The organism is Desulfitobacterium sp. PCE1 (genome assembly GCF_000384015.1).
GTDB classification, from domain to species: domain Bacteria; phylum Bacillota; class Desulfitobacteriia; order Desulfitobacteriales; family Desulfitobacteriaceae; genus Desulfitobacterium; species Desulfitobacterium dehalogenans.
On the sequence record NZ_KB913023.1, the window covers coordinates 785,175 to 807,805 of the forward strand.

Genomic DNA, 22,631 nt, shown 5'->3' on the forward strand with positions numbered 1-22,631 from the left:
AGGAATGTACCTGGTACATTTCTTAGGGCGCTTTTTTTATTTGCTGTAGTTGAAAGGGGAAAAAGGGATGAAGATCTTCGGAATGAATGTGTTTAATGACAGTGTGATGCGTGAAAGGCTTCCCAAAAACATGTATAAATCTTTAAAGAATACCATCGAAAATGGACTCCCTCTGGAACCCAGTGTGGCTGAAGTGGTGGCCAGTGCCATGAAGGATTGGGCTATTGAAAAGGGAGCCACCCATTATACTCATTGGTTCCAACCCTTAACAGGGTTAACTGCTGAGAAACATGACTCTTTTATAGCCCCAACCAGCGATGGTCGGGTGATTATGGAGTTTTCCGGCAAGGAACTCATTAAAGGTGAGCCGGATGCCTCTTCTTTTCCCAATGGGGGGATTCGTTCCACCTTTGAAGCCCGTGGTTATACAGCCTGGGATTGCACGTCACCGGCCTTTTTAAGGGAAGAAGGAGTCAATATCGTGCTGTGTATCCCTACCGCTTTCTGCGCTTATACCGGCGAAGCCTTAGATAATAAAACTCCCTTGCTCCGTTCTATGGAGGCATTATCCAAGCAAGCGGTGCGGATTCTCAGACTTTTTGGGGATGAGGAAACCACTCGTGTCTCCAGCACTGTAGGTCCGGAACAAGAGTACTTCCTTATCGACAAAGCCTACTACGAAAAGAGAATGGACCTTGTCCTTACAGGCCGTACCCTCTTTGGAGCGAGGCCTCCCAAGGGTCAGGAAATGGAAGACCAGTATTTTGGCAGCATCAATGAGCGGGTATCGGCTTTTATGCATGAAGTGAATGTGGAAGCCTGGAAGCTGGGCATCGCTGCCAAGACTCAGCATAAAGAAGTGGCCCCCGGTCAGTATGAAATCGCGCCTATTTTCAGCGTGACCAATGTGGCTACGGATCATAATCAATTGATCATGGATATCCTGAAAAAAGTGGCCAACCGCCATGGTTTGGTCTGTCTCCTCCATGAAAAACCCTTCGCCGGTGTCAATGGCTCCGGCAAGCATAACAATTGGGCTTTAGGAACCAATACCGGAAAGAATCTCCTGGATCCCGGTCGCACACCCCATGAGAATGCTCAATTCCTTACCTTTCTTTGTGCGGTGTTGAAAGCTGTGGATGAGCACGCGGATTTGCTCCGGGCTTCCGCCGCTAACTCAGGCAACGATCATCGCCTGGGTGCTAATGAAGCCCCCCCGGCCATTATCTCTGTCTTCTTAGGAGATCAACTGAGCGATATTTTAGCTCAATTGCAAAATGGCGGCTTGACCCGCTCAAAATCTGAAAGCCGCATGAATATTGGGGTCTCCACTTTACCTGTTTTGAGGAAGGATTCCACCGACCGGAACCGGACTTCCCCCTTTGCTTTTACCGGCAATAAATTTGAATTCAGGATGGTTCCTTCCTCGCTTTCGATCGCCGGACCTAACATTGTTCTGAATTCTATTGTGGCAGAAGCCCTTTGTCACATGGCGGACCGGCTGGAGCAGGCGGAAGATTTTAACGCCGATTTGAAGAAGCTGCTTAAGGAGATTGCGGTGAAGCATTCCCGTATCGTCTTCGACGGCAATAACTATTCGGATGAATGGGTGGAAGAAGCAGAGCGCCGGAGATTACCCAATATCTGTTCCACTGTGGATGCAATCCCTGCCTGGATCACGGAAAAAGCAGTGACACTCTTTGTCAAACACGGTGTTCTCAGTAGAACAGAGCTTCATTCCCGTTATGAGATTCTCCTTGAGCAATACAATAAAATTATTAATATTGAAGCGCAAACTATGCTCACTATGGTCAAACGGCAGATTATGCCCGCCGGTTTGAAAATGATTCAAAGCCTGGCCGCCGGTATTTCGGCAGTGAAAGCAGTTTCCAGCGCTCCTGTCTCTGTTCAGGAAGGACTTTTGAACCGAGTCTCTTCAATAGTGGTGGCCGTGGATGAAAGCCTTCGGGCTCTGGAAGAGAAGGCCAAGGAAGCGCTGGCTATGGATGATGTCTTTGCGCAAGGCGTGTTTTATCGGGATGAAGTATTCACCGCTATGAATGCTCTCCGGGTGGCTGTGGATCAGCTGGAGGAACTGGTGGATAAGGAATACTGGCCTCTGCCCAGTTATGCGGACATGCTGTTTAAGCTGTAATGGGTTGGTTCAGGTATAAATACTTCTGATTTTATCATGGAAGAAGCATGGAAAAGGCCATTAGTACATCTTTGTGGAGTGTATTGGTGGCCTTCTTTCAATGACTAAATAGGCAAAGTCGCTTTTAAGAAATGAATGGTGGTTCAAATTACGCACTGGTGCACAATTTGAACTCTCTTCCCCGTGGAGTCTTGTCTCATCCCTGGTTTTGGGCAGTGTTGCTATCCCAATCGTAGATAAGGCCGCAGATAAGTGATGTTAATGGAGATACCAGGACCAGTCCGATACAGCCGACAAAGGTGTGCAATATTTCTGCTGCAATAGGCTTTGAATTGAGGATATTCATAAATGGTGTGCCTTGTGCCATAAAGACCATCATCACGGTGATGTAGCTCCCCATATAGGCCAGCAGCAGAGTAGTAGTTTGGCGCCGACTACGGATTTTCCGATGTTAAGTCCTGATTTCATAAGGGCCGTCTTGGTTACATGGGGATTATTATGGATAATCTCTTCCAGAGCTGATGAAATATCGATTGCTAAATCGAGTACGGCACCTGAACAGGCAAGATAAATTCCTCCTTGAAAAACTAAAGTTAAATCAAGATCCATAAATCCGGCATACAACAGTGATTCGGCTCCTTCCATTACCGCGCCGTGGATATTAAATAGACTGCCAAAGAGAATGGCCAGAAGGCAGGTTGCGATGGAACAAGTAACAGCACTGATAATAGAGGCATAGGCTTTTCTAGTGAATCCTGCCACCGAGAGCAGGGTAACAACGGTAAGTACATTTCCCACAATGAGGGCAACTATGAGTGGATTAAAGCCGTAAAGCATTGCCGGTATCAAAATCTTCCAGATACCCCAGTTTAAAAATTCCGGAGCTATGGATTCCTATATTATTGACAGAAATGACTTTAGCCCGTACGCCCTCGGTAAAGTGGTATTCTTGCTTCTGAAATCCCGTAGGCAATAGTGTGAGAATCCCTATCGCTATTAAAACGGTAATTATAAACACAACTTCTTTTCTGTTAATATTCCGAAGCATCTTCTTCAAGTAGCGCTCAAAGGCGATACCATAACCAGGCAGAGCAATGATGCCAGTAATCTCTTAGGCATTTTAAGGTTCTTAAACATTAACATACCTCCAAAATTATTTTATTTCTCGTCTATAAGTATAAGACGTATATGTTAAAACCAAATCATGGAAAGGTTAAAGATGATTAAATTATTTTAAGGTACATCTTGAAGCGAAAGAGCAGATTTGATATTCTATATATGAACAGATATTCATATATAGAAATGAACAAATAAGAGGAACCGTGAATATGTAGAAACATAAGTGAGGTTTGGAGGGAAAGGGAATGCCTGATAGAAATCGTAATCAATCAGAAGAACGGGTGAAATTTTGTATCGAAGGCGAATTCTGTGCCAATTGTTCGGCCAAGATGGAAAGGGCATTAAGCGTAATGGAAGGAATAGGGGAGACGACCATCAATTATGCCATGAAAACGGTTTTCTTACCCCCTGGGATGGTCGGCCAGGCCCAAGCTATCATTGAGAAAATCGAACCCGGAGTTAAACTTGTGGCAGCGAAGGAGAAAAAGTCGGTAAACTCTCCGGCAAAAGTTCAATATCGAATTGAAGGGGAGTTTTGCCCTAACTGCTCGGCTAAGATGGAGCAGGCGCTCAGTGCAACGGAGGGTATAGGTGAAACAACGATTAACTATGCCATGAAGACTGTTTTTCTGCCTCCTGCGATGATGAGCAAAGCGCAGGAAATCATGGAGAGAATAGAACCAGGGGTAAAGCTTGTGCCCATGGAGAAAAAAGCGGTAAAGAACAATGTTCATAGCGAGGAAGAGGAAGCAAAGGAAACAAGGCAAAAGCTATTGAAAATTCTAGTAGCCGGTATTTTCCTGGCCATCGGGCTGATTTTTGGTTCGCGTTGGCATAATACCTCCCTGGAGGTTCTTGAATATCTTGTTTTTCTACTGGCTTATGGCTTGGTCGGGTATGAAGTTCTGGGAAAGGCCTTCCGGAATATTCTTCGTGGCTCAGTTTTCGATGAAAACTTTTTAATGAGTATAGCGACACTGGGGGCCATTGCTATTCATGAGCTTCCGGAAGCGGTAGGGGTTATGCTCTTCTACGCTGTGGGAGAATACCTTGAAGATCGGGCAGTCAACCGCTCCAGGCGTTCAATTCAAGCGGTGCTCAACATTCGCCCGGATTATGCGAATCTGGTGAATGGATTGGATGTTAACAAAGTTGATCCGGAAGATGTTCATATTGGACAACAGATTTTGATTCGCCCCGGAGAAAAGGTTCCCTTGGATGGTGAAGTTGTTCATGGGTCTTCCTATGTGGATACATCGGCTTTAACGGGCGAATCCGTACCACGGTCAGTTAAAGTTGGGGATGGGGTTCTGGCGGGAATGATCAACACGTCGGGAGTGATTACCGTTCGTGTGACCCGGGAGTTTGCCGATTCTTCAGTTCAGAAGATCCTTGATCTGGTGGAGAATGCAAGTGCTCGGAAAGCCAAAACGGAAAAATTCATTACGACATTTGCCCGGTACTATACACCGGCCGTAGTGGTTATAGCTTTAGGGATTGCCTTGATTCCCCCTCTCTTTATGGGAGGCGATTTTCGGGAATGGCTCTATCGGGCCATGACGATTCTCGTAATCTCCTGCCCCTGTGCCTTGGTGATTTCTGTACCTCTCGGTTATTTTGGCGGAATCGGCGGGGCTTCTCGTCATGGGATTCTGGTTAAAGGAGCGAATTATCTGGAAGCTCTGACCTCAGTAAAAACAGTGATATTCGATAAGACGGGAACTCTAACTCAAGGGGTATTTGAAGTAAACAAAATAGAAACAAGCAAGCATTATACTGAGGAACAACTGCTCGAAATTGCTGCCACTGCTGAAGTTCATTCCAGCCATCCCATTGCCAAATCCATTCGGGATAAATGGGGTAAAGCAATTGACTCCGCTTCGATCACCCATTACGAAGAAATCAGCGGCAAGGGAATTCGCTCAGAATTCAAAGGTAAAGTAGTATTAGCGGGTAAAAAAGATCTCCTGCTTCAGAACTCCATAGAAGTTCCCGAACTGAAAACGAAGGGCGTCGGCACTCAAGTCTATATTGCGGTGGATGGCGAATACGCAGGGCTTCTTATTATTTCCGACCGCTCAAAAGAAGGAGCCAAAGAAACAGTGGCTCAGTTAAATCAGGCGGGGATTGCCACAGTTATGCTCACAGGGGATCAGCACAACGTTGCCGAGGCAGTGGCTGAACAGTTAGGAATCCAGGAATATCATGGCGATTTGCTTCCTGAAGATAAAGTCACTTGGCTTGAGAATTACCAACAGAAGCTTAAGGGGAAAGGGAAGGTTGTATTTGTTGGGGACGGGATTAATGATGCACCGGTCTTAATCCGGGCAGATATTGGAGTAGCCATGGGCGGTTTGGGTTCCGACGCAGCTATCGAAGCGGCAGATGTCGTTCTGATGGAAGACCGGCCCGATAAATTGGTAAGCGCCATGGATATCGCACGGTTTACGAAAAAGGTGATCTGGCAGAACATTGGGTTCGCATTGATCATCAAACTTGGCTTCATTGTGCTGGGCATGTTGGGCGTGGCAAGCATGTGGGAAGCTGTTTTCGCCGATGTTGGAGTGGCTTTGCTGGCGATTTTGAATGCAACCCGTGTCAGACGTTATACCCGCCTTGAAAAAGCCGCTGCTCTGCCGAGTCTGTGATCTCCCCTCCCTTGTCAGGCTGCAGATTTACTGATATAGTACTAATCAGCAGGGAATAGCATAATGGGGTGAAGCTGACAATGACTTCTAATAAGCGCCATGAAAACAATGAAAACATTTCATGTGAGGTGGTTTGTACCCACCCGGATGTGATTCGTGCTTATGCTCATCAGCTTCTGAGCCTGGATCGGGCGACTAAACTGGCGGATTTATTCAAGACTCTGGGAGATCCCACCCGGGTACGGATTATGGATGCGCTTGCGAAGGCCGAGGTTTGTGTCTGTGATCTTGCTGAACTCCTGGGTTTAAGCCAGTCTGCAACATCCCATCAGCTCAGAGTTTTGCGGAGCAGCAATCTTGTCAAGTACCGGCGGGAGGGGAAAATGGTCTATTATTCCCTTCATGATAATCATGTTCTGGAACTTTACCGCCAGGGCTTAGAGCATATTGATGAATGAATTGTCCCGGATAGGACGAAGGATATGGATGAACGCAAGGGCAAATAGCCAAAGGCGTACTCTCATTCACTATAATAGTGGAGAGAGTACGCCTTTCTTTGCAAGAGCATTTGCAGCTTCTGTCCTCATTGCATGAGATGTATGATGAGGGCGGCGGCTCTCCTGCTTTGCTGACGGATAGTCTGGAAAAGATTGTTGCTCTAATCATTCCGTCCCACCCATGTCCGAGAAGGAGAAGCGCAAGCTGCTGGACGACATTACGGATTATTGTGAAAAGAGAGGCTATGTCTATCGATAAGATGTGGGGTGTTATGCGGGATAAGGCTTTTCCGGAAAGGATAGAATTATAGCTGTGGGGAAAGATGATAATAAAAGAGTTGACAGGAACCGTAGTATAATTTAAAGTTTTTATTAAAAATGCGAGCCTTGATGACAAAGAACATTGGAAAGGATAAGTGAGAGATGAACCAAGGTCAGGAACTGTTCTACAACTTTTTTATGGAAAGAGTAAAAGAGGATAAGCAAGATGAGGCTAAAGCGCTGCTTGAAAAGGGTTTTGCCAAGCAGGCTGAAGGTACCTTTGACCAGAGTTATTTGCAGGAAGTCATGCCAAAGTATTTTGAGCTGCTTAAGCCGGAAGCCGTTGAGGAATTTAAGAAAGCTATGGCGCATTTTTCCTCGACATTATAGTATCCGAGGCCCAGTACATAAAAACACGACGCTTATCACCAGGAATTGGAGATGAGGGTCGTGTTTTTTGCTATATTTATGGGTCGGTATATTTGATTTCGATCTTATGATTAACCATCCTGATGACTTCTTCTTTACAGAGTTCGGAAATCAGTCTTGTCACCGTAATTCTGGTTGCACCGATGATTTTACCGATATCTTCCTGAGTGTATTGAATTTTAAGCTGATACCAATTCTGATCTACAGGGTTTTCCTTATCGATGGAAGCCAATAAAAGTTCTAATAGCCGCTCCCTATTGTTGTAAAACAATAAGCTCTCAATTTGATTTAATAATTCATTACCAAAGTGGGCTAGTCCTTTGATGATGGATAAATTAAATTCCGGGAAGGTATTTAAAATATCTAAAAAACAATCCTTTTCTATTTTATAAATTGTCGTGGGTGTCTCTGTAATCACGAATACCCCACAGGAGGGATCGAGTAAAAGGATCGGGATCAGCCCGAAGAAAGAGTCTTCCGTTAAAATTCCCCAAATGTGTTCATCCCCTTGGGGGCTGATGGATACATATCTTACTCGGCCCTGTTCAATATAATAGACAGAGTGGACAGGCATTTCGGGTGTCAAAATAATATGATGTTTAGGATAGAGTACTTTTTCCCCATGTTGGTGGGCTAAAGAAGCGAGCTGGGGACATTCATAACATAAAAACGGGGAATATTTAAATGAGTTTAATAAAGTGGACATAGGGATCCTCCTTAACTATAAAATTACAAGCTAAATAATTGGCTTGGCTTTGCCCGTACCCAGAACTTAGTGCAGATTTTATTACGAGGTTAACCACTTAAGTGACGGAATCCCAATCAACGCGATATAAAACCAGGTATGTAATCTATGTTACATTGTAGCGTGTGAACTATTCAGAATAGTAGGGACACTGATACCATTATAAAGTGAAAAGTATAACTAATCAAATGTTCAAGGGTGAACAAGGAGGTGATATTGATGTATACCCTATGGATTTTTCTATTAGGTGTTATTGCGACAATCGGCATACAATGGCTCAAACCCCAGATTCACAAATGGTATATGTGGCTGGCATTCGCAGTATGGTTTTTCTGGACACTATTGGGGATTTCTTTTGTCCGAGTGAACTTATCAGGTAATCATGTTCAAGCTGCTACCGTTGGAGCATTTCTCTTTTTCATAATTTCAATCGCCGCGGGGATTTATCTGGCCAGGATATCGGGGTTAAAACCAGCTTCGAAAATTACTGCAAAAATCAATAATTAAGGGTAAGAAGGTGTGGAGATGGATTCGAATCAGGAACCTAAACCAGCTTTAAAAACAAGCCGGCGCACTTTTTTGAAAGCCGGAGCCGCTTTAGTCGCCGCTGCAGGGACATCAGCGGTATTTAGCCCCAACATAGTTCTGGGAGCAGATTCAACAAATAGCAAAATTTTAAGCAAGGCCCATGTAACCGGGGCCTCCATTAAAAAAATAGGGTATCAGGATGGCTGGTTGGGTACATCTAAACTTGTTGCTCCAGTGCAAAGAACCATGGAAAAGGATCATGGGTTTAACAGAGCGATCAGAGGTCTGCTTGGCGAGGATGCGGAGAGTCAGGTCATGAACTTTATCGGCAAGCACCCCTTAGGCAGTGCTTTTGAGTTTATGTCCATGTATTTAGGGGTACCGGAGGCGGTGGACGGTGAACCCAGCCCGGAAAAATTAGCGTTGCCTGATATTGAAAAGTTAACTCAGCATATCAAGGATGTTTGCTACTATGCCGGAGCCGATGAAGTCGGGGTAGGTAAACTTTTCCCCTGGATGATGTATTCCGAGCAGGCTCCTGTGCCCACGGGGACAGACTGGGAACAGTATAAAGTTGAGCTGGCTACAAAGCCGGGTACACCTGTCCATTCGGAAAAATACCAATATTGCATTGGGGTACTGGTAGACCAAGGGCTGGAAACTCTTTTAGGAACTACAGGTTATGATGGAATCAGTGGTTCTATGAGTATGATGGCTTATTCCAGATCAGCCTTTGTGGCGGATATTTTAGCACGCTACATCCGGAATCTGGGTTACAATGCCCGGTCAAACCATAATGGCAACTACGCCATGCCCCTTCCTCCAGCATTGATTTCCTGCGGATTGGGGGAAATGAGCAGAACGGGAGATTGCATTATACACCCGCGGTTAGGGTTCCGGCATAAGGCTGCTGTTGTGGTGACAGATTTGCCTCTGATCCCGGATGGACCTATTGATTTTGGCTTAAGGGAGTTTTGTTCCAATTGCAGAAAATGTGCTGAAAACTGCCCGGGTGAGGCCATCGGAAGTGATAAAGATCAAATTGCCTTTAAGGATCAATATATGAGATGGGCGGCTGATTCGGATAAATGCACTATTTTCCGGACGACAAACCGGGAAGGTTCCTCCTGCGGCCGCTGCCTGAAGGTATGTCCCTGGAATAATAAAGAGGAGTCATGGGTGCACAGTGCGGGAGTGTATGCTGCTTCGAAAGCCGGGTTTGCAGGCAGTTTACTCCGGGACATTGATGATATGTTTGGTTATGGTACGGAGATAGTGGAGAAGAATCGTTGGTGGTTGGAATGGCCCGAATATTATACGGATTGGACAAAAGCGCCTTGGTTAAGGGGATAGAAAGTTAAATAAGTCAATTTTGAAAAGGGATTGCCTTGCTGTGGCAGTCCCTTCTTGCTGCTTCCCAAACTGAAATCAGTGAGCATCCCGACACAACGTTCATCATCATATGAGAAATATGGGACAAATAAAGCTGGGAAAGGAGAACCACTTGGCTTATAATTAATTTAGTATGGTTCTATTGCTATATGGATGATAGGATGGGTGCTGTTTATGCGTATCGAGCAGCTATATTATCTTGTTGAAGTGAGCAAAAATAAGTCCTTAACTGTTGCGGCTGGGCAAATTCATGTGTCACAACAGAATCTTAGTGTCGCCATTCGTAATTTGGAGAAGGAGTTCGGCGTCGAGCTTTTAGTGCGTTCTTATAAGGGGGTAGCCCTTACGAAGGAAGGGGAGGAATTTGTCAATAAAGCACAGGAGATCTTAACCAAGATTGACGAACTCTATTCCCAATTTAGCCGGGAACCACTCGCTAAAAAGGTCCTAAAAGGCAAGCTGCGCATTGATGTGGTTCCTTACATGACCCTGCCGGATATCCTGGTTTCCTTTTATAAGCTGCATCCCCAGGTCAATGTGGTTTTAAAGGAGCACAGCCCCCAAGAAATTATGAGTAATGTAGCCGAGGGGATAAGCGATATTGGTATTATCTTTCGGACAAGTGAGGATCCGGGATTTTCTGAGACCATCCATGATCTGAGTTTGGGCTACGAAAACATATTTGACGATAAGATTTTTGTGTGTGCCGGGAAAAAGTCCCCCCTTAAAAACAAGCGTATGATCTCCCATACTGAACTCTTTAAGCAAAAACTGATCGTTTCCGAGGATCTTTATGGATGGATTCTGGAGATTATCAAGCGATATCAGGACCCTGCTCATATGCAAATCCAAAAATCAAACAGTATGCAGATTTATAAAAAGGTGATTGAAGAGGGTCTGGCGGTGGGGTTTGTCACTGGAATTGGTTTGGAAAAGGAGCTTATCTTCAAGAAAGGGGAAGTGGTCCCCATAGCTATCGAAAAGCACAATAATATCACCATTGGGGTGGTGTATCCCATGGCTAATTTCCAAACCGAAATCAGTAAGGAATTTATTGACTATCTTAAATTAACCACTCAGGATTACCGTTGCTGATCATGGCCACTGCTTATGAGTAAAAACCGATTATTCTTCCGAGAGATGCTCTCGGAATTTTTTTATATAGGGCTACAAATGGGGTTTGTGGCCGATAGCAGAATATTCAAAACTATGTGTTAGTCAAAACTGATCAAGGGGACTACAATTAAGACAAAGGTTCACAAACTGTCGATCTCATAATTAAAAGGGGGCATAAGGAATGAACGTGGTTGTTATTGGTTCAGGTGTCATGGGACCTGGCATCGCCCAGGTATTCCTCATGGGCGGACATCATGTAATTATGTCAGACATTAAAGTGGAAGCCTTAGCGGAAGGAACCAAGGAAATCCGCAATAGTCTTACCTTAATGGTATCTAAGGGTATCACAGATCAGGATGTCATAACCCTTATGAGCAATTTCCAAACCATGACCAGCTTAGAAGAAGCAGTAAAAGATGCGGATCTGGTGATAGAAGCTATTCCTGAAGTGATCAGCATAAAGCAAAAGGTTTATGAAGATCTGGACCGGTTCTGTCCCAAAGAGACCGTCATTGTCAGCAATACCTCTGCATTACCATTGCCCGAGATATTCCCTCATTTTCGCCCGGGAAACTTCTTCGTGGCTCACTTTATGAATCCACCCCAAATCATCCCTTTAGTCGAAATCGTCAAAAATGACAAAACCAATCCCGAAAAAGTTGCCTGGCTCAGAGAAGAATTGGAGAAATGCGGGAAAAAGCCCATTGTCATTAACCAATTTATCAAAGGTTTTCTCACCAATCGCATGCAGACCGCCATGGCCCGGGAAGCCTTGTACCTCTATGAAAAAGGAATTGTTTCTCTTGAGGATCTGGATACCGCCAATACAGCTTGCATCGGCTTTAAATCAGCATGGCAAGGAACCTTTGAAACCATGGATTACATCGGTTTGGACACCTGCGCCTTTGCCTATAATGTCATTTTCCCTGATCTTTGCAATGACACGGCAGTTCCCGCTGTGATCACCCAAAAAGTTAAGGAAGGAAAATTGGGCTTAAAATCAGGAGAAGGTTTCTTTAGCTATCCGGAGGATTCCGAAGAGGTTTCCATGCAGAGGCAGGCAGGCCTCTTGGAGCAACTTAAACTTTTCAATTCTTACATTAATAAATAAGTGGCAAAAGGAATTCGCTGGTCTCCTGTAGTTAGGAACTTTTTACTCGGGAGGAAGTGGAGATGAGCAGAAAATTTGCATTGACCCCGCGTCAAAAGGCCATGTGGCCCATCCTTATATTGGGGGCCTTTTTCGAAGGCTTTGATGATGCACTGATCAATATTGCTTTACCCTATATTAAAGCGGATTTTGCTCTAAGTACCCAGATGTCAGGTTATGCACTGTCCATTATTGCCTTTGGTACCATGGTGGCCTTCTTCGTTTCGCGGATGGCGGACACCATCGGCCGCCGCAAAATCTTTTTATCCTGTGTGTATATGTACTCCCTTTGCAGCTTTTTTACAGCCTTTTCTCCGACTATCCAAGTGTTTATCTTCTTTCAATTCGTAGCCCGGATCTTTTTAATCGGGTGTTGGTCCGTAGGGTATGTCATCCTCTGTGAGGAGTTCTCCACAGAGCATCGAGGCAAAGCCGTAGGAAGATTCCAGTTGACCGCAGTATTCGGGGCTTTGCTGATTGGTATTCTGCTCCCCGTCTTCACCAGTGTCGGCTTAAGCTGGAGAGCCCTTTATGTAGTGGGTTCTCTACCGATGATCCCCGTTTTTCTCATGAGAAACCGCCTGCCAGAAACAGAGGCCTTCCTGCAAGTGCAAGAAGAGAAGAAACAAGGCAAACGGCTTCAGAAAGAAGACCTTTTCGGCCCTTGGCGAAATCCCTTTGCCAAGTATATGGTGGTCATGTGCCTGGTATGGGTATTCCTCTATTTCGGAGTGAAAGGAACTCTAAATTTCTTCTCCCTGAGGGTTGTTAACGAATTAAGCTGGACTCCCAATATGGTGAGCTTAGGTCTTGTTCTCCAAACCCTTACCGGAATCTTCGTCATTGCCATGAATGGAAAAATGATGGACGTCATCGGGCGCAAGCGTGCTGCTGCCATCATCATTGTCGTAGGTTGTGTCTTTAGTGTATTAACCTTTACCTTAAAGAGTTTCTATCCGGTACTGGTGTGCAGCATCATTTCCGCGGGATTTGTTAATTCTTTCTTGATTGTAGGCTCCACGTTAACCAATGAACTTTTCCCCACGGAAATCCGCGCCAATGCCATGGCTTGGTCCAACAATATCGTCGGTCGTTTGGGACAGATTATCGTTCCTACCGCAGTGACCACTATGGCCCTCTGGCTTGGTTTGGGAAATGCTGCAGCTGTCGCCGTCGCCTTGCCACTGCTTTCCCTCATCTTAATCCTGATATTTCTACCGGAAACCGGTAAAAAGAACGATACTCTGGTCCCCCCGAACCCTAAGGTTATTTCCAAGTAGCAATTAAAGTAGCGCGGTAAGGGTTAGGTTAAGAAAACGGAAGGAAGTGAAAACTGAACAGCCATGAGAACGATCAAAGAAATTGTCAAGAGTCAAAGAGATTTTTTTAACACCAGTCAAACTTTAGAGCTGTCCTTCCGAATGGATCAACTTCGACGCTTAAAATCCGGTATCCAAGCTCATGAAGAGGAAATCCTCAATGCCTTAAAAGAAGATCTGAACAAGGCACACTTCGAAAGCTATGGAACGGAGGTGGGGTTGGTCCTAGAGGAAATCTGCTATATCTTAAAGCATTTGAAGGACTGGGCTCAGCCCCAGAAAGTAAGAACGCCCTTAACCAGTTTCCCGGCGAAAAGTTATATCTATCCCGAACCTTATGGAGTCACTTTAATCATGTCACCCTGGAACTATCCTTTTATGCTTTCTCTGATTCCCCTTATCGGCGCCCTAGCCGCCGGAAACTGTGCAGTGCTGAAACCTTCGGCTTATTCTGCTCATACCTCGGCCATACTGAGCATGATCTTAAGGGAAAATTTCTCTGAAGATTACATTGCTGTGATTGAAGGGGGAAGAGAAGTCAATCATGCCCTTCTTGAAGAGAAGTTTGACTATATCTTCTTTACGGGAAGCGTTGAAGTGGGGAAAAAGGTGATGCATGCCGCGGCGGAACACCTCACCCCCATTACCCTGGAGCTAGGGGGGAAGAGTCCCTGCATTGTGGATCAAGATGCCAATTTGGAGCTGGCAGCCAAGCGCATTGTTTGGGGTAAGTTCTTAAATGCCGGTCAGACCTGTGTCGCTCCCGATTATCTGCTCGTTCATCGGCAGGTTAAGGAAAATCTGATCAGCAGGATGTGCCAGGTGATCGGCGACTTCTATGGAGAGAATCCGCTGGAAAATCCCGATTTACCTAAGATTATCAACGACAAGCATTTTGAACGATTGCTGGGCTATTTATCCTCGGGGAGAATACGTTGCGGCGGTACATCCCACAAGGAGAAGCGGCTCATAGCACCTACCCTTCTGGACCGGGTGCAATGGGAAGAACCAGTCATGCAGGAAGAGATATTTGGGCCGCTTCTGCCTATTCTGGAATTTGAATCCTTAGACGAGGTGATCCGCCTGGTCAACAATAGACCCAAACCCTTAGCCTGCTATTACTTTACCCAGAGCAAGGAGAAGGAAGAGGAGCTCATCCGCCGGATTTCCTTTGGGGGCGGGTGCATCAATGATACGGTGATCCACGTGGCCTCCTCCCACTTACCCTTCGGGGGAGTCGGGGAAAGCGGTATGGGCGGGTATCATGGCAAAGCCAGCTTCAATACCTTCTCCCACCGGAAAAGCATAATCAAGCAATCCCTTAAGTCCGATATCCCCGTCCGTTACCCGCCCTATAAAGGAAAGTTTTATTTACTTAAAAAGATTATGAAGTGAGGATTGACTCAACCAGAATAAAAGGAGGTTTCACTAATGGAAGATAAATGCAGAGCAGGAGCTCTTGTTGCCGAGGTCTTAAAAAAGGAAGGTGCTCAATATCTCTTTGGTATCCCAGGAGGGCACATCTATCCGACTATGGAGCGCTGTGAGGAACTGGGCATTCAATTCATCGGTGTTCGCCATGAAATGACTGCTGCTTTTGCGGCAGAAGGTTGGGCCCTAACCACCGGTAAACTGGGAGTATGCACAGGGACAGCCGGCCCAGGGGTTACTAATTTACTTACCGGCCTGGCCAATTCCTATGTGGGAGGATTTCCGGTCTTTGCACTCGGCGGCAAAGCCCGGGTTACGGAGAATGACCGCAACGAACTGCAGGATTTTAACCAAATGGCTATTCTCAGCCAAATGACCAAGCATTCCCGTGCCGTTACTGAGCCAAAACGGATCCCTGAATATGTGGGGAGGGCCATTGCTCATGCAACCACCGGCAGACCTGGACCGGTCTATATCGAAATCCCCAGGGATCTTATGGAATTAGAAGTGGAACCCTCCGCTGTGGAATTCCAAGAAAAATATTGTGTTGGGAGCAAGCCTCAAGGGGATCCTGCCAGCATTCAGGCCGCCCTGGACCTGATTAAACAAGCTCACAAGCCGGTTATTATTGCCGGTTCCGGAGTATGGTTCTCCCAGGCTCACCACGAGCTCCATGAGTTCGTAGAGAAAACCGGCATCCCCTTCGCAACCCGCAATGCAGCCAGAGGATGCATTACGGATAAACATCCTTTATTCATTAGTCCCGGTTATGATCACCCCATACTCCAAGCTCTTATGGCCGAGGCGGATCTGGCCATCGTTATCGGCACAAGGCCTGGCTTTACCTTAGGACGGGGAATTTTCCGTAAAGATCTGAAAATTATCCGCATCGATATCGACGCTGCCGAGCTTACCAATCAGCTGGACATCACAGTCGGTATCCACGGCGATGCCAGGGAAGTTCTGAGGCAGCTTAACGAGGGAGTGGATCAAGGAAGTCACCCCCAATGGGCCGGATTCCTTAATGCTGTAAAACAACAATTTGCCGGTCTTTTTGGCCAAATGTGTGACCCCGCCCATACACCGATTCATCCTGTTCACCTGATGAACCAAATTGCTCAACGGGTGGATGAAGAGACCATCGTAGTCATAGATGGAGGAGATACAGCTACTTGGGCAACCTTAGTTCTTCCGGCCTATGGTCCAGGACAAATGCTCTCCATTGCCAGCACAAGTTTCGGTCCTTTAGGTGTGGGCATGGGTTACGCCATCGCCGCTAAACTGGCTCATCCTGAGAAGAAAGTCATCATGGTCACCGGCGATGGAGCCTTTGGTTATGGCTCGGCAGAATTCGATACTTTAAAACGTTATGGACTGGGCATCACTACAATCATCCTTAACGATGGCCTCTGGGGAATGATCAAACGCTCTGAAGCCAAAAAAGCCAGTGGCAAAGCCAGATTCGTCGGTGTGGATTTGATGGAGCAAGTCCACTACGAAAAGGTGGTGGAAGGTTTAGGCGGCTATGGTGAATTTGTCACCGATCCCGCAGAAGTCGGTCATGCTATCGACCGCGCACTAGCCTCCGGCAAGATGTCTTGTGTCAACGTCATCACCGACCCCCAATTTGGCCCTCCCAGCAGATAGAACCAAGGAGACAAGTAAGCACTATTATAAATTGGAGGGACAAAGCATTGAGTATCAAAGAAGAAATCTATGCATTTTGCGAAAAGATGAATGCCGACCCCGGTCATATGGAAGAGAAGGATCTCGTTTTCCAAGTTAATCTAAAAGAAAGCGGCCCCATCCAAATGGTGATCCAAGACAGCCGGATTACCGTCTATGAAGATTGTCCGCATATACCGGAGCTGACCATGACCATTTCCGATGAGGATTATTCAAAATTGCTCAAGAATCAACTGAACACCACAGTAGCCCTTATGACTGGAAAAGTCAAAGTGGATCGTGTAGATAGGGCTTTAAAGCTTTTGGAAGTAGTAAAGCAATACTATTAGACAATAGTGCATTAAACATGCTGGAGTAGATTTGGAGGAAAGAACTATGGCGAAAATGCGTATGACACCCAGTGAAGCCATCTGCGAAACCTTATTGGCTGAAGGAGTTGATCATGTAACGGGTATTGTAGGGTCCGCTTTTATGGACCTCCTGGATCTCTTCCCCACGGCCGGGATTCAATTCATCCCTGTCCGCCACGAACAATCCGCGGGTCATATGGAAGACGCCTATACCCGTGTAACCGGCCGTGCCGGCGTACTTATCGGTCAAAATGGCCCGGGCATTACCAATATGGTCACCTCTGTGGCAGCAGCCAATATGGCCCACACCCCCATGGTAGTGATCTGTCCTTCAGCCGGGACCCCTACAGTAGGCTGGGATGGCTTCCAGGAAGCAGACACCGTTCAGATTTTCAAGGCGATTACCAAAGAGACCATTCGCGTACCCCATCCTTCCCGGGCGGCGGATTGCTTACGGACGGCTTTCCGCATTGCCTATGCCGAACGGGGACCTGTTCTTTATGATATTCCCCGGGATTATTTCTATGGCGAGATCGACGAGCAGATTCTTGAACCCCATCAATACCGGGTTTCCCAACGGGGATGCGGTGATTTAGGCTCCATCGCTAAGGCAGTTGAGCTGCTGGCTTCCGCCAAACGTCCCGTAATCATCTCCGGTCGCGGGGTTGTCGATACAAAAGCCAAGGATATTGTTGCAAAAATCGCCGAGATTCTTACTGCTCCCGTAGCCTGTACTTATCTGCATAACGATGCCTTCCCATCCGATCACCCTCTGTGGTTAGGACCTATCGGCTATATGGGATCAAAAGCGGCCATGAATACAGTGGCCGAGGCGGATGTGATCCTGGCCTTGGGAACCCGGCTTTCTGTCTTTGGCACCACACCTCAGTATGACATCGACTATTTTCCGGACAGTGCGAAGATTATTCAAGTAGATATCAATCCCCGCCATATCGGCAGGACTCACTCTGTTGAAGTCGGATTGATTGCCGATGCTAAAGAAGCAGCCAAAGAAATCCTTAAGGGTTTAGAAGCTAAATTCCCTAACCCCCAAGTGAGTGAGGAGTACTTAAGGATTATCAAGAGCCGGCAAGAAGCTTGGGATAAGGAAATCGTCGACCTGGCTATGGTGGATGGCGATCCCATCAACCCCCGCCGTGCTCTATTAGAAATCCAAAAGGTACTGCCTGAGAATGCTATTGTGTCCACGGATATCGGTAATGTCTCCTCTACAGCCAATAGCTACCTGAGATTTAAAGGTGAAGGAATGCATATTGCGGCTCTGACCTTTGGTAATACGGGATTTGCTTATCCAGCAGCATTAGGTGCCCAAATGGCTGCTCCTGATGCTCCCGTGGTCGCCATCGTCGGGGATGGAGCGTGGGGAATGAGCCTCCATGAAGTGAGTACCGCTGTAGAACACAATCTCCCTGTGGTCGCCATTGTCTTCCGGAACATGGCTTGGTGTGCAGAGAAGAAAAATCAAATCGACTTCTACAATAACCGTTTCATCGGTGCAGATATTCTCAATCCGGAAAGCTTTACCCCGGTAGCCATTGCTATGGGAGCTCAGGGTATTCGCGTTACAAACCCGGAGGAAGTCGGGCCCGCTCTGGAAAAAGCCTTATCCTCCCGAAAACCCACCGTCCTGGAAATCGTTTGTGACGGAACCCAACTGGCCCCACCTTTCAGGAAAGATGCTTTAAAAATGCCCACCCGCTTACTACCTAAGTATCAGCACTTAGACGTAAGAAACTGGCAGTAAGAAAACACGCCTTTAGGATACATCTTATTGCTATGCTCCCCTTGCAGTAGACAGTTAACATAATAAAACTGATTTTAATATTTCCCCTGTCTACTTGACAGGGGGCGATTCAGAGAGTGACCGGGGGGCTTTTAAGATTCTCCTTTAAAAAATTCCAAAATGCCATATTAAAGGCTGTACGCAGGTACAGCTCTTTTTTGTTTATAGGTATTTTGTAACATTTGTTTAAAAATCTGTAACAAATATTCTGTTCCCGGTAAATATTGGGTCATATTTGTCCCGTATAATGAACGGCGAAAGGGGGTTCCGTTTGTAAATTCTTGGACGAAAGGACAGATCGATTTGCAGTTTGCGCTAGCGCTGATGATTTTTGTTTTTAGTCTGGGTGTGTATGAACAGATCAGACATAATCGAAATCTGAACCGTATCCCGCTTCGCGTCAATATCAACGGCACCAGGGGCAAATCAACGGCCACCAGGTTGATTACCGGGATCCTGAAGGAGGCGGGGGAGAAGGTTGTCGGGAAAACGACCGGAACCAGTGCCAGAATTATTTACTGGGACCGGGAGGAAGAAGAACCGATCAAACGGGGCCCTCTGGGGCCCAACATCATCGAACAAAAAGCAGTCGTCCGCAAAGCGGCCCGGCTGGGCGCTTCCGCCTTCGTCACGGAGTGCATGGCGGTCAATCCCGATTACCAGATCACGTTCCAGGAGAAGCTGGTGAAAGCCAATGTCGGGGTGATTGTCAATGTGCGGGAAGACCATATGGATTTGTGCGGCCCTACCCTGGACTTTATCGCCGAGTCGTTTACAGCCACCATTCCCAGGAATGGAACCCTGGTTGTGGCGGACAGCCGTTATAACGATTATTTCCGGCGGGAGGCGGGCAAACGGAACAGCCGGGTCCTGATTACCGATGAAAAGGAAATTCCTGCCGGTTACCTGGAAAAGTTCGGCTATATCGTTTTTCCGGAAAATATAGCGCTGGCGCTGGCTGTGGCCAAAGCCCTGAACATTGACCGGGACACGGCCTTAAGGGGAATGCTGAATGCCAATCCGGACCCAGGGGCCCTGATGATCCATCCCCTGGACAAGCAGGACGGGAGTTACTTTGTCAACGGCTTTGCCGCCAATGATCCCAATTCGACCCGTCTGATCTGGGACCATATCACAGCGATGGGCTATGCCACGGCAAGCCCCATGGTCATTGTCAACTGCCGGCCCGACCGGGTGGACCGGACCCTGCAGTTTGCCGGAGAGGTCCTGCCGCAGATGGATATTGAGATTCTCGTGGCCATGGGGGAGACAGTGGGCCCCATCAGTGAAGGCGTCCACACCGGGAAAATAGAGCCGCGCAAATATATCAACGCCGAGGGGCTGTCTCCCCATGAGGTGTATCACATGATCAAGGATGATTTTGCGGGCAGGATGGTTTTCGGCGTCGGCAACATCCACGGGGGCGGGGAAGAACTGGTCGAACTGATCATACACCCCACATGCAATGGGTTCACCCAACAGGAGGAAAGGAGGCAAACCGTTGCTGCTGACCAATATTGACGCGATGATCATCATGGGTGTGGTCTTGAGTCTGCTGTTTACAGAAATCACGGGCGTATTGCCTGCCGGTCTGGTGGTGCCCGGCTATCTGGCCATGCTTGCCAGACAGCCTCAGGCCATTTTCCTGACGTTCCTGATCAGCATTCTGACCTATGCCATCGTTTATTTCGGTGTAAGTAAAGTCACCATTTTATACGGCAAGCGAAAATTTGTGGCCATGATCACGGTGGCCATCGTTTTACAGTTTATCATCCATGCCCTAGTGCCTGTTTTTGATTATAGTATGATTTCCGGACTGGCGGCAGTCGGCATTATCGTACCCGGTCTGTTGGCCAACACCATTCAGCGTCAGGGCCTGGCCACAACATTTTTGAGCACGGGCCTGCTGAGTGCGCTGACTTACGGGTGCGCAATGCTGTTGAATGTCCAAATTTGAGAAAGGAGGAGAAAGATGAATAAGGCGTTGACCATCAAAGAAAAATGCCTGTACCTGATGAAGATCAGCAAGCGCAGGACCGGCACCCAGACCCTTGTGGTTATGGGAGTCATGCTGGCGGTTATCGGGGTCAATTATTTGTTCCTCTAGTTGAAAGGAGTAAAAACGATGAAAAAAGGATTTAACAAAATTTTAGCGGTTGCTTTAGTGTTTACATTTGGGATTGGCGCCAGCGCCTATGCCCTTACACCGGGGTATCACAGTTTCGCCGAACTGTCCGCGGCGGAAGCGGCTACGGACTACACCATCAAAACGAATGATATCGGCAGCGACACCACCGTTTTGGCCCTGCACGGGGGCGGGATTGAAAGAGGGACTTCGGAACTGGTCGAAGCCTTGAACGGCTACGGCAAATATAACACCTATTCCTTTGAGGGTCTGAAAGCGGCGGATAACGGCAGCCTTTTCCTGAGGGCCGTCGAGTTTGACGAACCCACAGCCGTCAGCCTGGTTCAGGATTCGGATTACACGGTTTCCGTGGTCGGAGCGGCAGGGGATGATGAAATCACCTATATCGGCGGCCAGAATAAGCTGCTGGCGGAATTGATCAAATTGCATCTGACCACCAAAGGCTACCAGGTGCAAACCTTAAGCGTCCCCGACCGGATCGCCGGAATCATGGACAGCAACATCGTTAATCAGAATCAACTGTTTAACGACAGTTACCGGCTGGGCGGAGTTCAGATCGCCGTTTCCAAAGGATTACGGGATAAGCTGGCAGCGGATCCCGCTACCTTAACCGGCTATGCGGGCGCCATCGATGACGCGTTAAGCGGCAGCTGGCCGGTGATCGTTTCCCAACTGGAGAAAATCACCAACGCCAATTATAATGGATTTCTCCACAAGTTTGACCCGACCAAGCCCAACTTTGAGAAAAAGGTAAACCAGATCTTGAAGAAGGGAGCCAAAACCCCCAAAGAGTTGATTGAAAACATCCAGGAATAACAGAGAGATAAACAAAAAGCTGCAAACCGCCCAAAAAGCGTTTGCAGCTTTCGTATTTAAGAGTGTGTACTGTTTTGATTATCGATCCCGGCAGATGACTGACCCGGGCAGCCTCTATGGCCTGTTGCCGAGGGCTTCGCTGAGCGCCGCAACATACCTGGTCAGTTGGTCGCTGTCGGCATCCAGAAACTGTGCCCGCAAGCCCTTCGAGATTTCCAGCTGGACGCCGCCCCCGTTTTTATTGCGATTGACGATATTGTCCGGGGACAGGCCGGCCAGGTGCTTTGGGGCATCCAGCACGGTAAAGCCGTACTTCGTCAGGGTGTCTTTGACTTCGCCGGCCAATGCGGTGTCCAGGCCCCCGATATAGGTAAACTCCCCCGCACCGGAACAGCCGTGAATGGATAAGGTTGTTTCCGATTGGGCCACCATGGCCAGTGCGGCCGGTTCCTCGAACTGAGCGGAAGGAATATGCAGGGAGGCGTTATCTTTGTTTTTTATGCCCAGATAGGTGTAATAGTTGTAATGATTGCGGGCGGACAAGGCGTAAGCCAATTCACTGGTCCCCTGCTCGATTTTCCCTCCATGAATGGCGATCACGGCCACCTTGGAATCCGTCACGCCCGTTCTGATTTCGTAGTCGCCGAAGTTTTTCACGTTTATGTTCACCTCATCGTTGAGGGTGGCCGCTTGCGGGGGAGGCAACTCCCGGGCCTCAAGGTATGTAGCGCCGGAAGCTGTCGCGGTCGGTTCCGCAAACAGCAAAATCAGCAGGCAGGAGCAAGTCAGAATTCGTTTCGGTCCGGAAAAAATGCCTGTGTTTTTCATCTTCATCACCCGCTTTTTGCCAAAATTCATATCTGTATTATAAAGGATGTTTTCCACACTTGGCAACTCCCTAGGGCGGCGGTCTTTTGCCTTGTAACATTTGTTAACACATTGGAAAAATAGTTTCATATTGCGGTAAAGGATAGGTAAAGTTTCTGCCCTATAATGACTGCAAAGGGAAAAAATGTTTGATTCTCTGGTGGAATCGGCT

At 47.2% G+C, this 22,631-nt stretch carries 23 protein-coding genes; 18 read left to right on the plus strand and 5 right to left on the minus strand.

Translation table 11 applies throughout. The features are described 5' to 3' along the window. The first annotated feature begins 67 nt into the window (after positions 1-67). Entirely contained in the window at positions 68-2,155 is a 2,088-nt protein-coding gene (locus tag DESPCE1_RS0103900; RefSeq protein WP_019849540.1) for a glutamine synthetase III, read from the plus strand. Between the two features lie 196 nt (positions 2,156-2,351). Here the strand turns inward: DESPCE1_RS0103900 and DESPCE1_RS23950 are convergent, their stop codons facing one another. From DESPCE1_RS23950 to DESPCE1_RS23580, 3 genes are read right to left on the minus strand one after another with little or no spacing between them, the layout of a single operon-like run. Beyond that, positions 2,352-2,534: a YibE/F family protein gene (locus DESPCE1_RS23950; RefSeq protein WP_256379865.1), complete on the minus strand. Its 183-nt coding sequence runs from the start codon at positions 2,532-2,534 to the stop codon at positions 2,352-2,354. Continuing rightward, positions 2,534-3,004, minus strand: a complete 471-nt coding sequence (locus DESPCE1_RS21710) for a YibE/F family protein (protein ID WP_256379821.1) — start codon at positions 3,002-3,004, stop codon at positions 2,534-2,536. Before DESPCE1_RS21710 ends, DESPCE1_RS23950 begins: the two co-directional genes overlap by 1 nt. After that, positions 2,976-3,173, minus strand: a complete 198-nt coding sequence (locus tag DESPCE1_RS23580) for a hypothetical protein (RefSeq protein ID WP_242831326.1) — start codon at positions 3,171-3,173, stop codon at positions 2,976-2,978. The genes DESPCE1_RS21710 and DESPCE1_RS23580 overlap by 29 nt, the downstream gene beginning before the upstream one ends. A gap of 346 nt (positions 3,174-3,519) precedes the next feature. Between DESPCE1_RS23580 and DESPCE1_RS0103910 the strand changes: the two genes are divergently transcribed. From DESPCE1_RS0103910 to DESPCE1_RS0103925, 4 genes are all read left to right on the plus strand, one after another. Next, positions 3,520-5,922, plus strand: a complete 2,403-nt coding sequence (locus DESPCE1_RS0103910) for a heavy metal translocating P-type ATPase (RefSeq protein WP_019849541.1) — start codon at positions 3,520-3,522, stop codon at positions 5,920-5,922. A gap of 80 nt (positions 5,923-6,002) precedes the next feature. Next, positions 6,003-6,380 carry a helix-turn-helix transcriptional regulator gene (locus tag DESPCE1_RS0103915; protein ID WP_019849542.1) on the plus strand — a complete coding sequence of 126 codons (378 nt, stop codon included), beginning with the start codon at positions 6,003-6,005 and terminating at the stop codon, positions 6,378-6,380. Between the two features lie 98 nt (positions 6,381-6,478). Beyond that, complete coding sequence (locus DESPCE1_RS0103920; protein ID WP_019849543.1) at positions 6,479-6,730, plus strand: hypothetical protein; 252 nt, start codon at positions 6,479-6,481, stop codon at positions 6,728-6,730. A gap of 112 nt (positions 6,731-6,842) precedes the next feature. Further along, positions 6,843-7,070: a hypothetical protein gene (locus DESPCE1_RS0103925; protein ID WP_014792740.1), complete on the plus strand. Its 228-nt coding sequence runs from the start codon at positions 6,843-6,845 to the stop codon at positions 7,068-7,070. 76 nt (positions 7,071-7,146) lie between these two features. On the opposite strand, the gene DESPCE1_RS0103930 is transcribed toward DESPCE1_RS0103925, so the two are convergent. Then, positions 7,147-7,815, minus strand: a complete 669-nt coding sequence (locus DESPCE1_RS0103930) for a Crp/Fnr family transcriptional regulator (RefSeq protein ID WP_014792741.1) — start codon at positions 7,813-7,815, stop codon at positions 7,147-7,149. Between the two features lie 258 nt (positions 7,816-8,073). Here DESPCE1_RS0103930 and DESPCE1_RS0103935 point away from each other — a divergent pair, with 258 nt between their 5' ends. The 13 genes from DESPCE1_RS0103935 to DESPCE1_RS0103995 all read left to right on the plus strand — a co-directional run bounded on the left by DESPCE1_RS0103935 (position 8,074) and on the right by DESPCE1_RS0103995 (position 21,592). Further along, a complete protein-coding gene (locus DESPCE1_RS0103935; protein ID WP_014792742.1) occupies positions 8,074-8,361 on the plus strand; it encodes a hypothetical protein in 288 nt (95 codons plus the stop codon). Between the two features lie 18 nt (positions 8,362-8,379). Beyond that, positions 8,380-9,735 (plus strand): reductive dehalogenase, encoded by a 1,356-nt coding sequence (locus DESPCE1_RS0103940; protein WP_019849544.1) that lies wholly within the window; start codon positions 8,380-8,382, stop codon positions 9,733-9,735. Between the two features lie 213 nt (positions 9,736-9,948). Beyond that, entirely contained in the window at positions 9,949-10,869 is a 921-nt protein-coding gene (locus DESPCE1_RS0103945) for a LysR family transcriptional regulator (RefSeq protein ID WP_014792744.1), read from the plus strand. Positions 10,870-11,071: 202 nt separating this feature from the next. Further along, positions 11,072-12,001 (plus strand): 3-hydroxyacyl-CoA dehydrogenase family protein, encoded by a 930-nt coding sequence (locus tag DESPCE1_RS0103950; RefSeq protein WP_014792745.1) that lies wholly within the window; start codon positions 11,072-11,074, stop codon positions 11,999-12,001. 62 nt (positions 12,002-12,063) lie between these two features. Then, positions 12,064-13,320: an MFS transporter gene (locus DESPCE1_RS0103955; protein WP_019849545.1), complete on the plus strand. Its 1,257-nt coding sequence runs from the start codon at positions 12,064-12,066 to the stop codon at positions 13,318-13,320. Positions 13,321-13,383: 63 nt separating this feature from the next. Further along, a complete protein-coding gene (locus DESPCE1_RS0103960) occupies positions 13,384-14,754 on the plus strand; it encodes an aldehyde dehydrogenase (protein WP_019849546.1) in 1,371 nt (456 codons plus the stop codon). Between the two features lie 36 nt (positions 14,755-14,790). Further along, positions 14,791-16,437 (plus strand): thiamine pyrophosphate-binding protein, encoded by a 1,647-nt coding sequence (locus DESPCE1_RS0103965; RefSeq protein WP_019849547.1) that lies wholly within the window; start codon positions 14,791-14,793, stop codon positions 16,435-16,437. A gap of 47 nt (positions 16,438-16,484) precedes the next feature. Continuing rightward, positions 16,485-16,805: an SCP2 sterol-binding domain-containing protein gene (locus DESPCE1_RS0103970; RefSeq protein ID WP_014792749.1), complete on the plus strand. Its 321-nt coding sequence runs from the start codon at positions 16,485-16,487 to the stop codon at positions 16,803-16,805. A gap of 46 nt (positions 16,806-16,851) precedes the next feature. Next, positions 16,852-18,591: a sulfoacetaldehyde acetyltransferase gene (gene xsc, locus DESPCE1_RS0103975; RefSeq protein WP_019849548.1), complete on the plus strand. Its 1,740-nt coding sequence runs from the start codon at positions 16,852-16,854 to the stop codon at positions 18,589-18,591. A gap of 342 nt (positions 18,592-18,933) precedes the next feature. Next, positions 18,934-20,151 carry a poly-gamma-glutamate synthase PgsB gene (pgsB, locus tag DESPCE1_RS0103980; RefSeq protein ID WP_019849549.1) on the plus strand — a complete coding sequence of 406 codons (1,218 nt, stop codon included), beginning with the start codon at positions 18,934-18,936 and terminating at the stop codon, positions 20,149-20,151. Next, a complete protein-coding gene (pgsC, locus tag DESPCE1_RS0103985) occupies positions 20,132-20,587 on the plus strand; it encodes a poly-gamma-glutamate biosynthesis protein PgsC (RefSeq protein ID WP_019849550.1) in 456 nt (151 codons plus the stop codon). Before pgsB ends, pgsC begins: the two co-directional genes overlap by 20 nt. Before the next feature lie 15 nt (positions 20,588-20,602). Then, positions 20,603-20,737: a hypothetical protein gene (locus tag DESPCE1_RS23955; RefSeq protein ID WP_005807916.1), complete on the plus strand. Its 135-nt coding sequence runs from the start codon at positions 20,603-20,605 to the stop codon at positions 20,735-20,737. Positions 20,738-20,755: 18 nt separating this feature from the next. Continuing rightward, a complete protein-coding gene (locus DESPCE1_RS0103995) occupies positions 20,756-21,592 on the plus strand; it encodes a poly-gamma-glutamate hydrolase family protein (RefSeq protein ID WP_019849551.1) in 837 nt (278 codons plus the stop codon). A gap of 114 nt (positions 21,593-21,706) precedes the next feature. Here the strand turns inward: DESPCE1_RS0103995 and DESPCE1_RS0104000 are convergent, their stop codons facing one another. Next, a complete protein-coding gene (locus DESPCE1_RS0104000; protein WP_028305448.1) occupies positions 21,707-22,426 on the minus strand; it encodes a poly-gamma-glutamate hydrolase family protein in 720 nt (239 codons plus the stop codon). Positions 22,427-22,631: the final 205 nt, after the last annotated feature.

Bases quoted from the DNA above. Each gene is read 5' to 3' on its own strand.
- DESPCE1_RS0103900 (WP_019849540.1), top strand. From the start codon at position 68: ATGAAGATCTTCGGAATGAATGTGTTTAATGACAGTGTGATGCGTGAA.
- DESPCE1_RS23950 (WP_256379865.1), bottom strand. From the start codon at position 2,534: ATGATGGTCTTTATGGCACAAGGCACACCATTTATGAATATCCTCAAT.
- DESPCE1_RS0103910 (WP_019849541.1), top strand. From the start codon at position 3,520: ATGCCTGATAGAAATCGTAATCAATCAGAAGAACGGGTGAAATTTTGT.
- DESPCE1_RS0103915 (WP_019849542.1), top strand. From the start codon at position 6,003: ATGACTTCTAATAAGCGCCATGAAAACAATGAAAACATTTCATGTGAG.
- DESPCE1_RS0103925 (WP_014792740.1), top strand. From the start codon at position 6,843: ATGAACCAAGGTCAGGAACTGTTCTACAACTTTTTTATGGAAAGAGTA.
- DESPCE1_RS0103930 (WP_014792741.1), bottom strand. From the start codon at position 7,815: ATGTCCACTTTATTAAACTCATTTAAATATTCCCCGTTTTTATGTTAT.
- DESPCE1_RS0103935 (WP_014792742.1), top strand. From the start codon at position 8,074: ATGTATACCCTATGGATTTTTCTATTAGGTGTTATTGCGACAATCGGC.
- DESPCE1_RS0103940 (WP_019849544.1), top strand. From the start codon at position 8,380: ATGGATTCGAATCAGGAACCTAAACCAGCTTTAAAAACAAGCCGGCGC.
- DESPCE1_RS0103945 (WP_014792744.1), top strand. From the start codon at position 9,949: ATGCGTATCGAGCAGCTATATTATCTTGTTGAAGTGAGCAAAAATAAG.
- DESPCE1_RS0103950 (WP_014792745.1), top strand. From the start codon at position 11,072: ATGAACGTGGTTGTTATTGGTTCAGGTGTCATGGGACCTGGCATCGCC.
- DESPCE1_RS0103955 (WP_019849545.1), top strand. From the start codon at position 12,064: ATGAGCAGAAAATTTGCATTGACCCCGCGTCAAAAGGCCATGTGGCCC.
- DESPCE1_RS0103960 (WP_019849546.1), top strand. From the start codon at position 13,384: ATGAGAACGATCAAAGAAATTGTCAAGAGTCAAAGAGATTTTTTTAAC.
- DESPCE1_RS0103965 (WP_019849547.1), top strand. From the start codon at position 14,791: ATGGAAGATAAATGCAGAGCAGGAGCTCTTGTTGCCGAGGTCTTAAAA.
- xsc (WP_019849548.1), top strand. From the start codon at position 16,852: ATGGCGAAAATGCGTATGACACCCAGTGAAGCCATCTGCGAAACCTTA.
- DESPCE1_RS23955 (WP_005807916.1), top strand. From the start codon at position 20,603: ATGAATAAGGCGTTGACCATCAAAGAAAAATGCCTGTACCTGATGAAG.
- DESPCE1_RS0103995 (WP_019849551.1), top strand. From the start codon at position 20,756: ATGAAAAAAGGATTTAACAAAATTTTAGCGGTTGCTTTAGTGTTTACA.
- DESPCE1_RS0104000 (WP_028305448.1), bottom strand. From the start codon at position 22,426: ATGAAGATGAAAAACACAGGCATTTTTTCCGGACCGAAACGAATTCTG.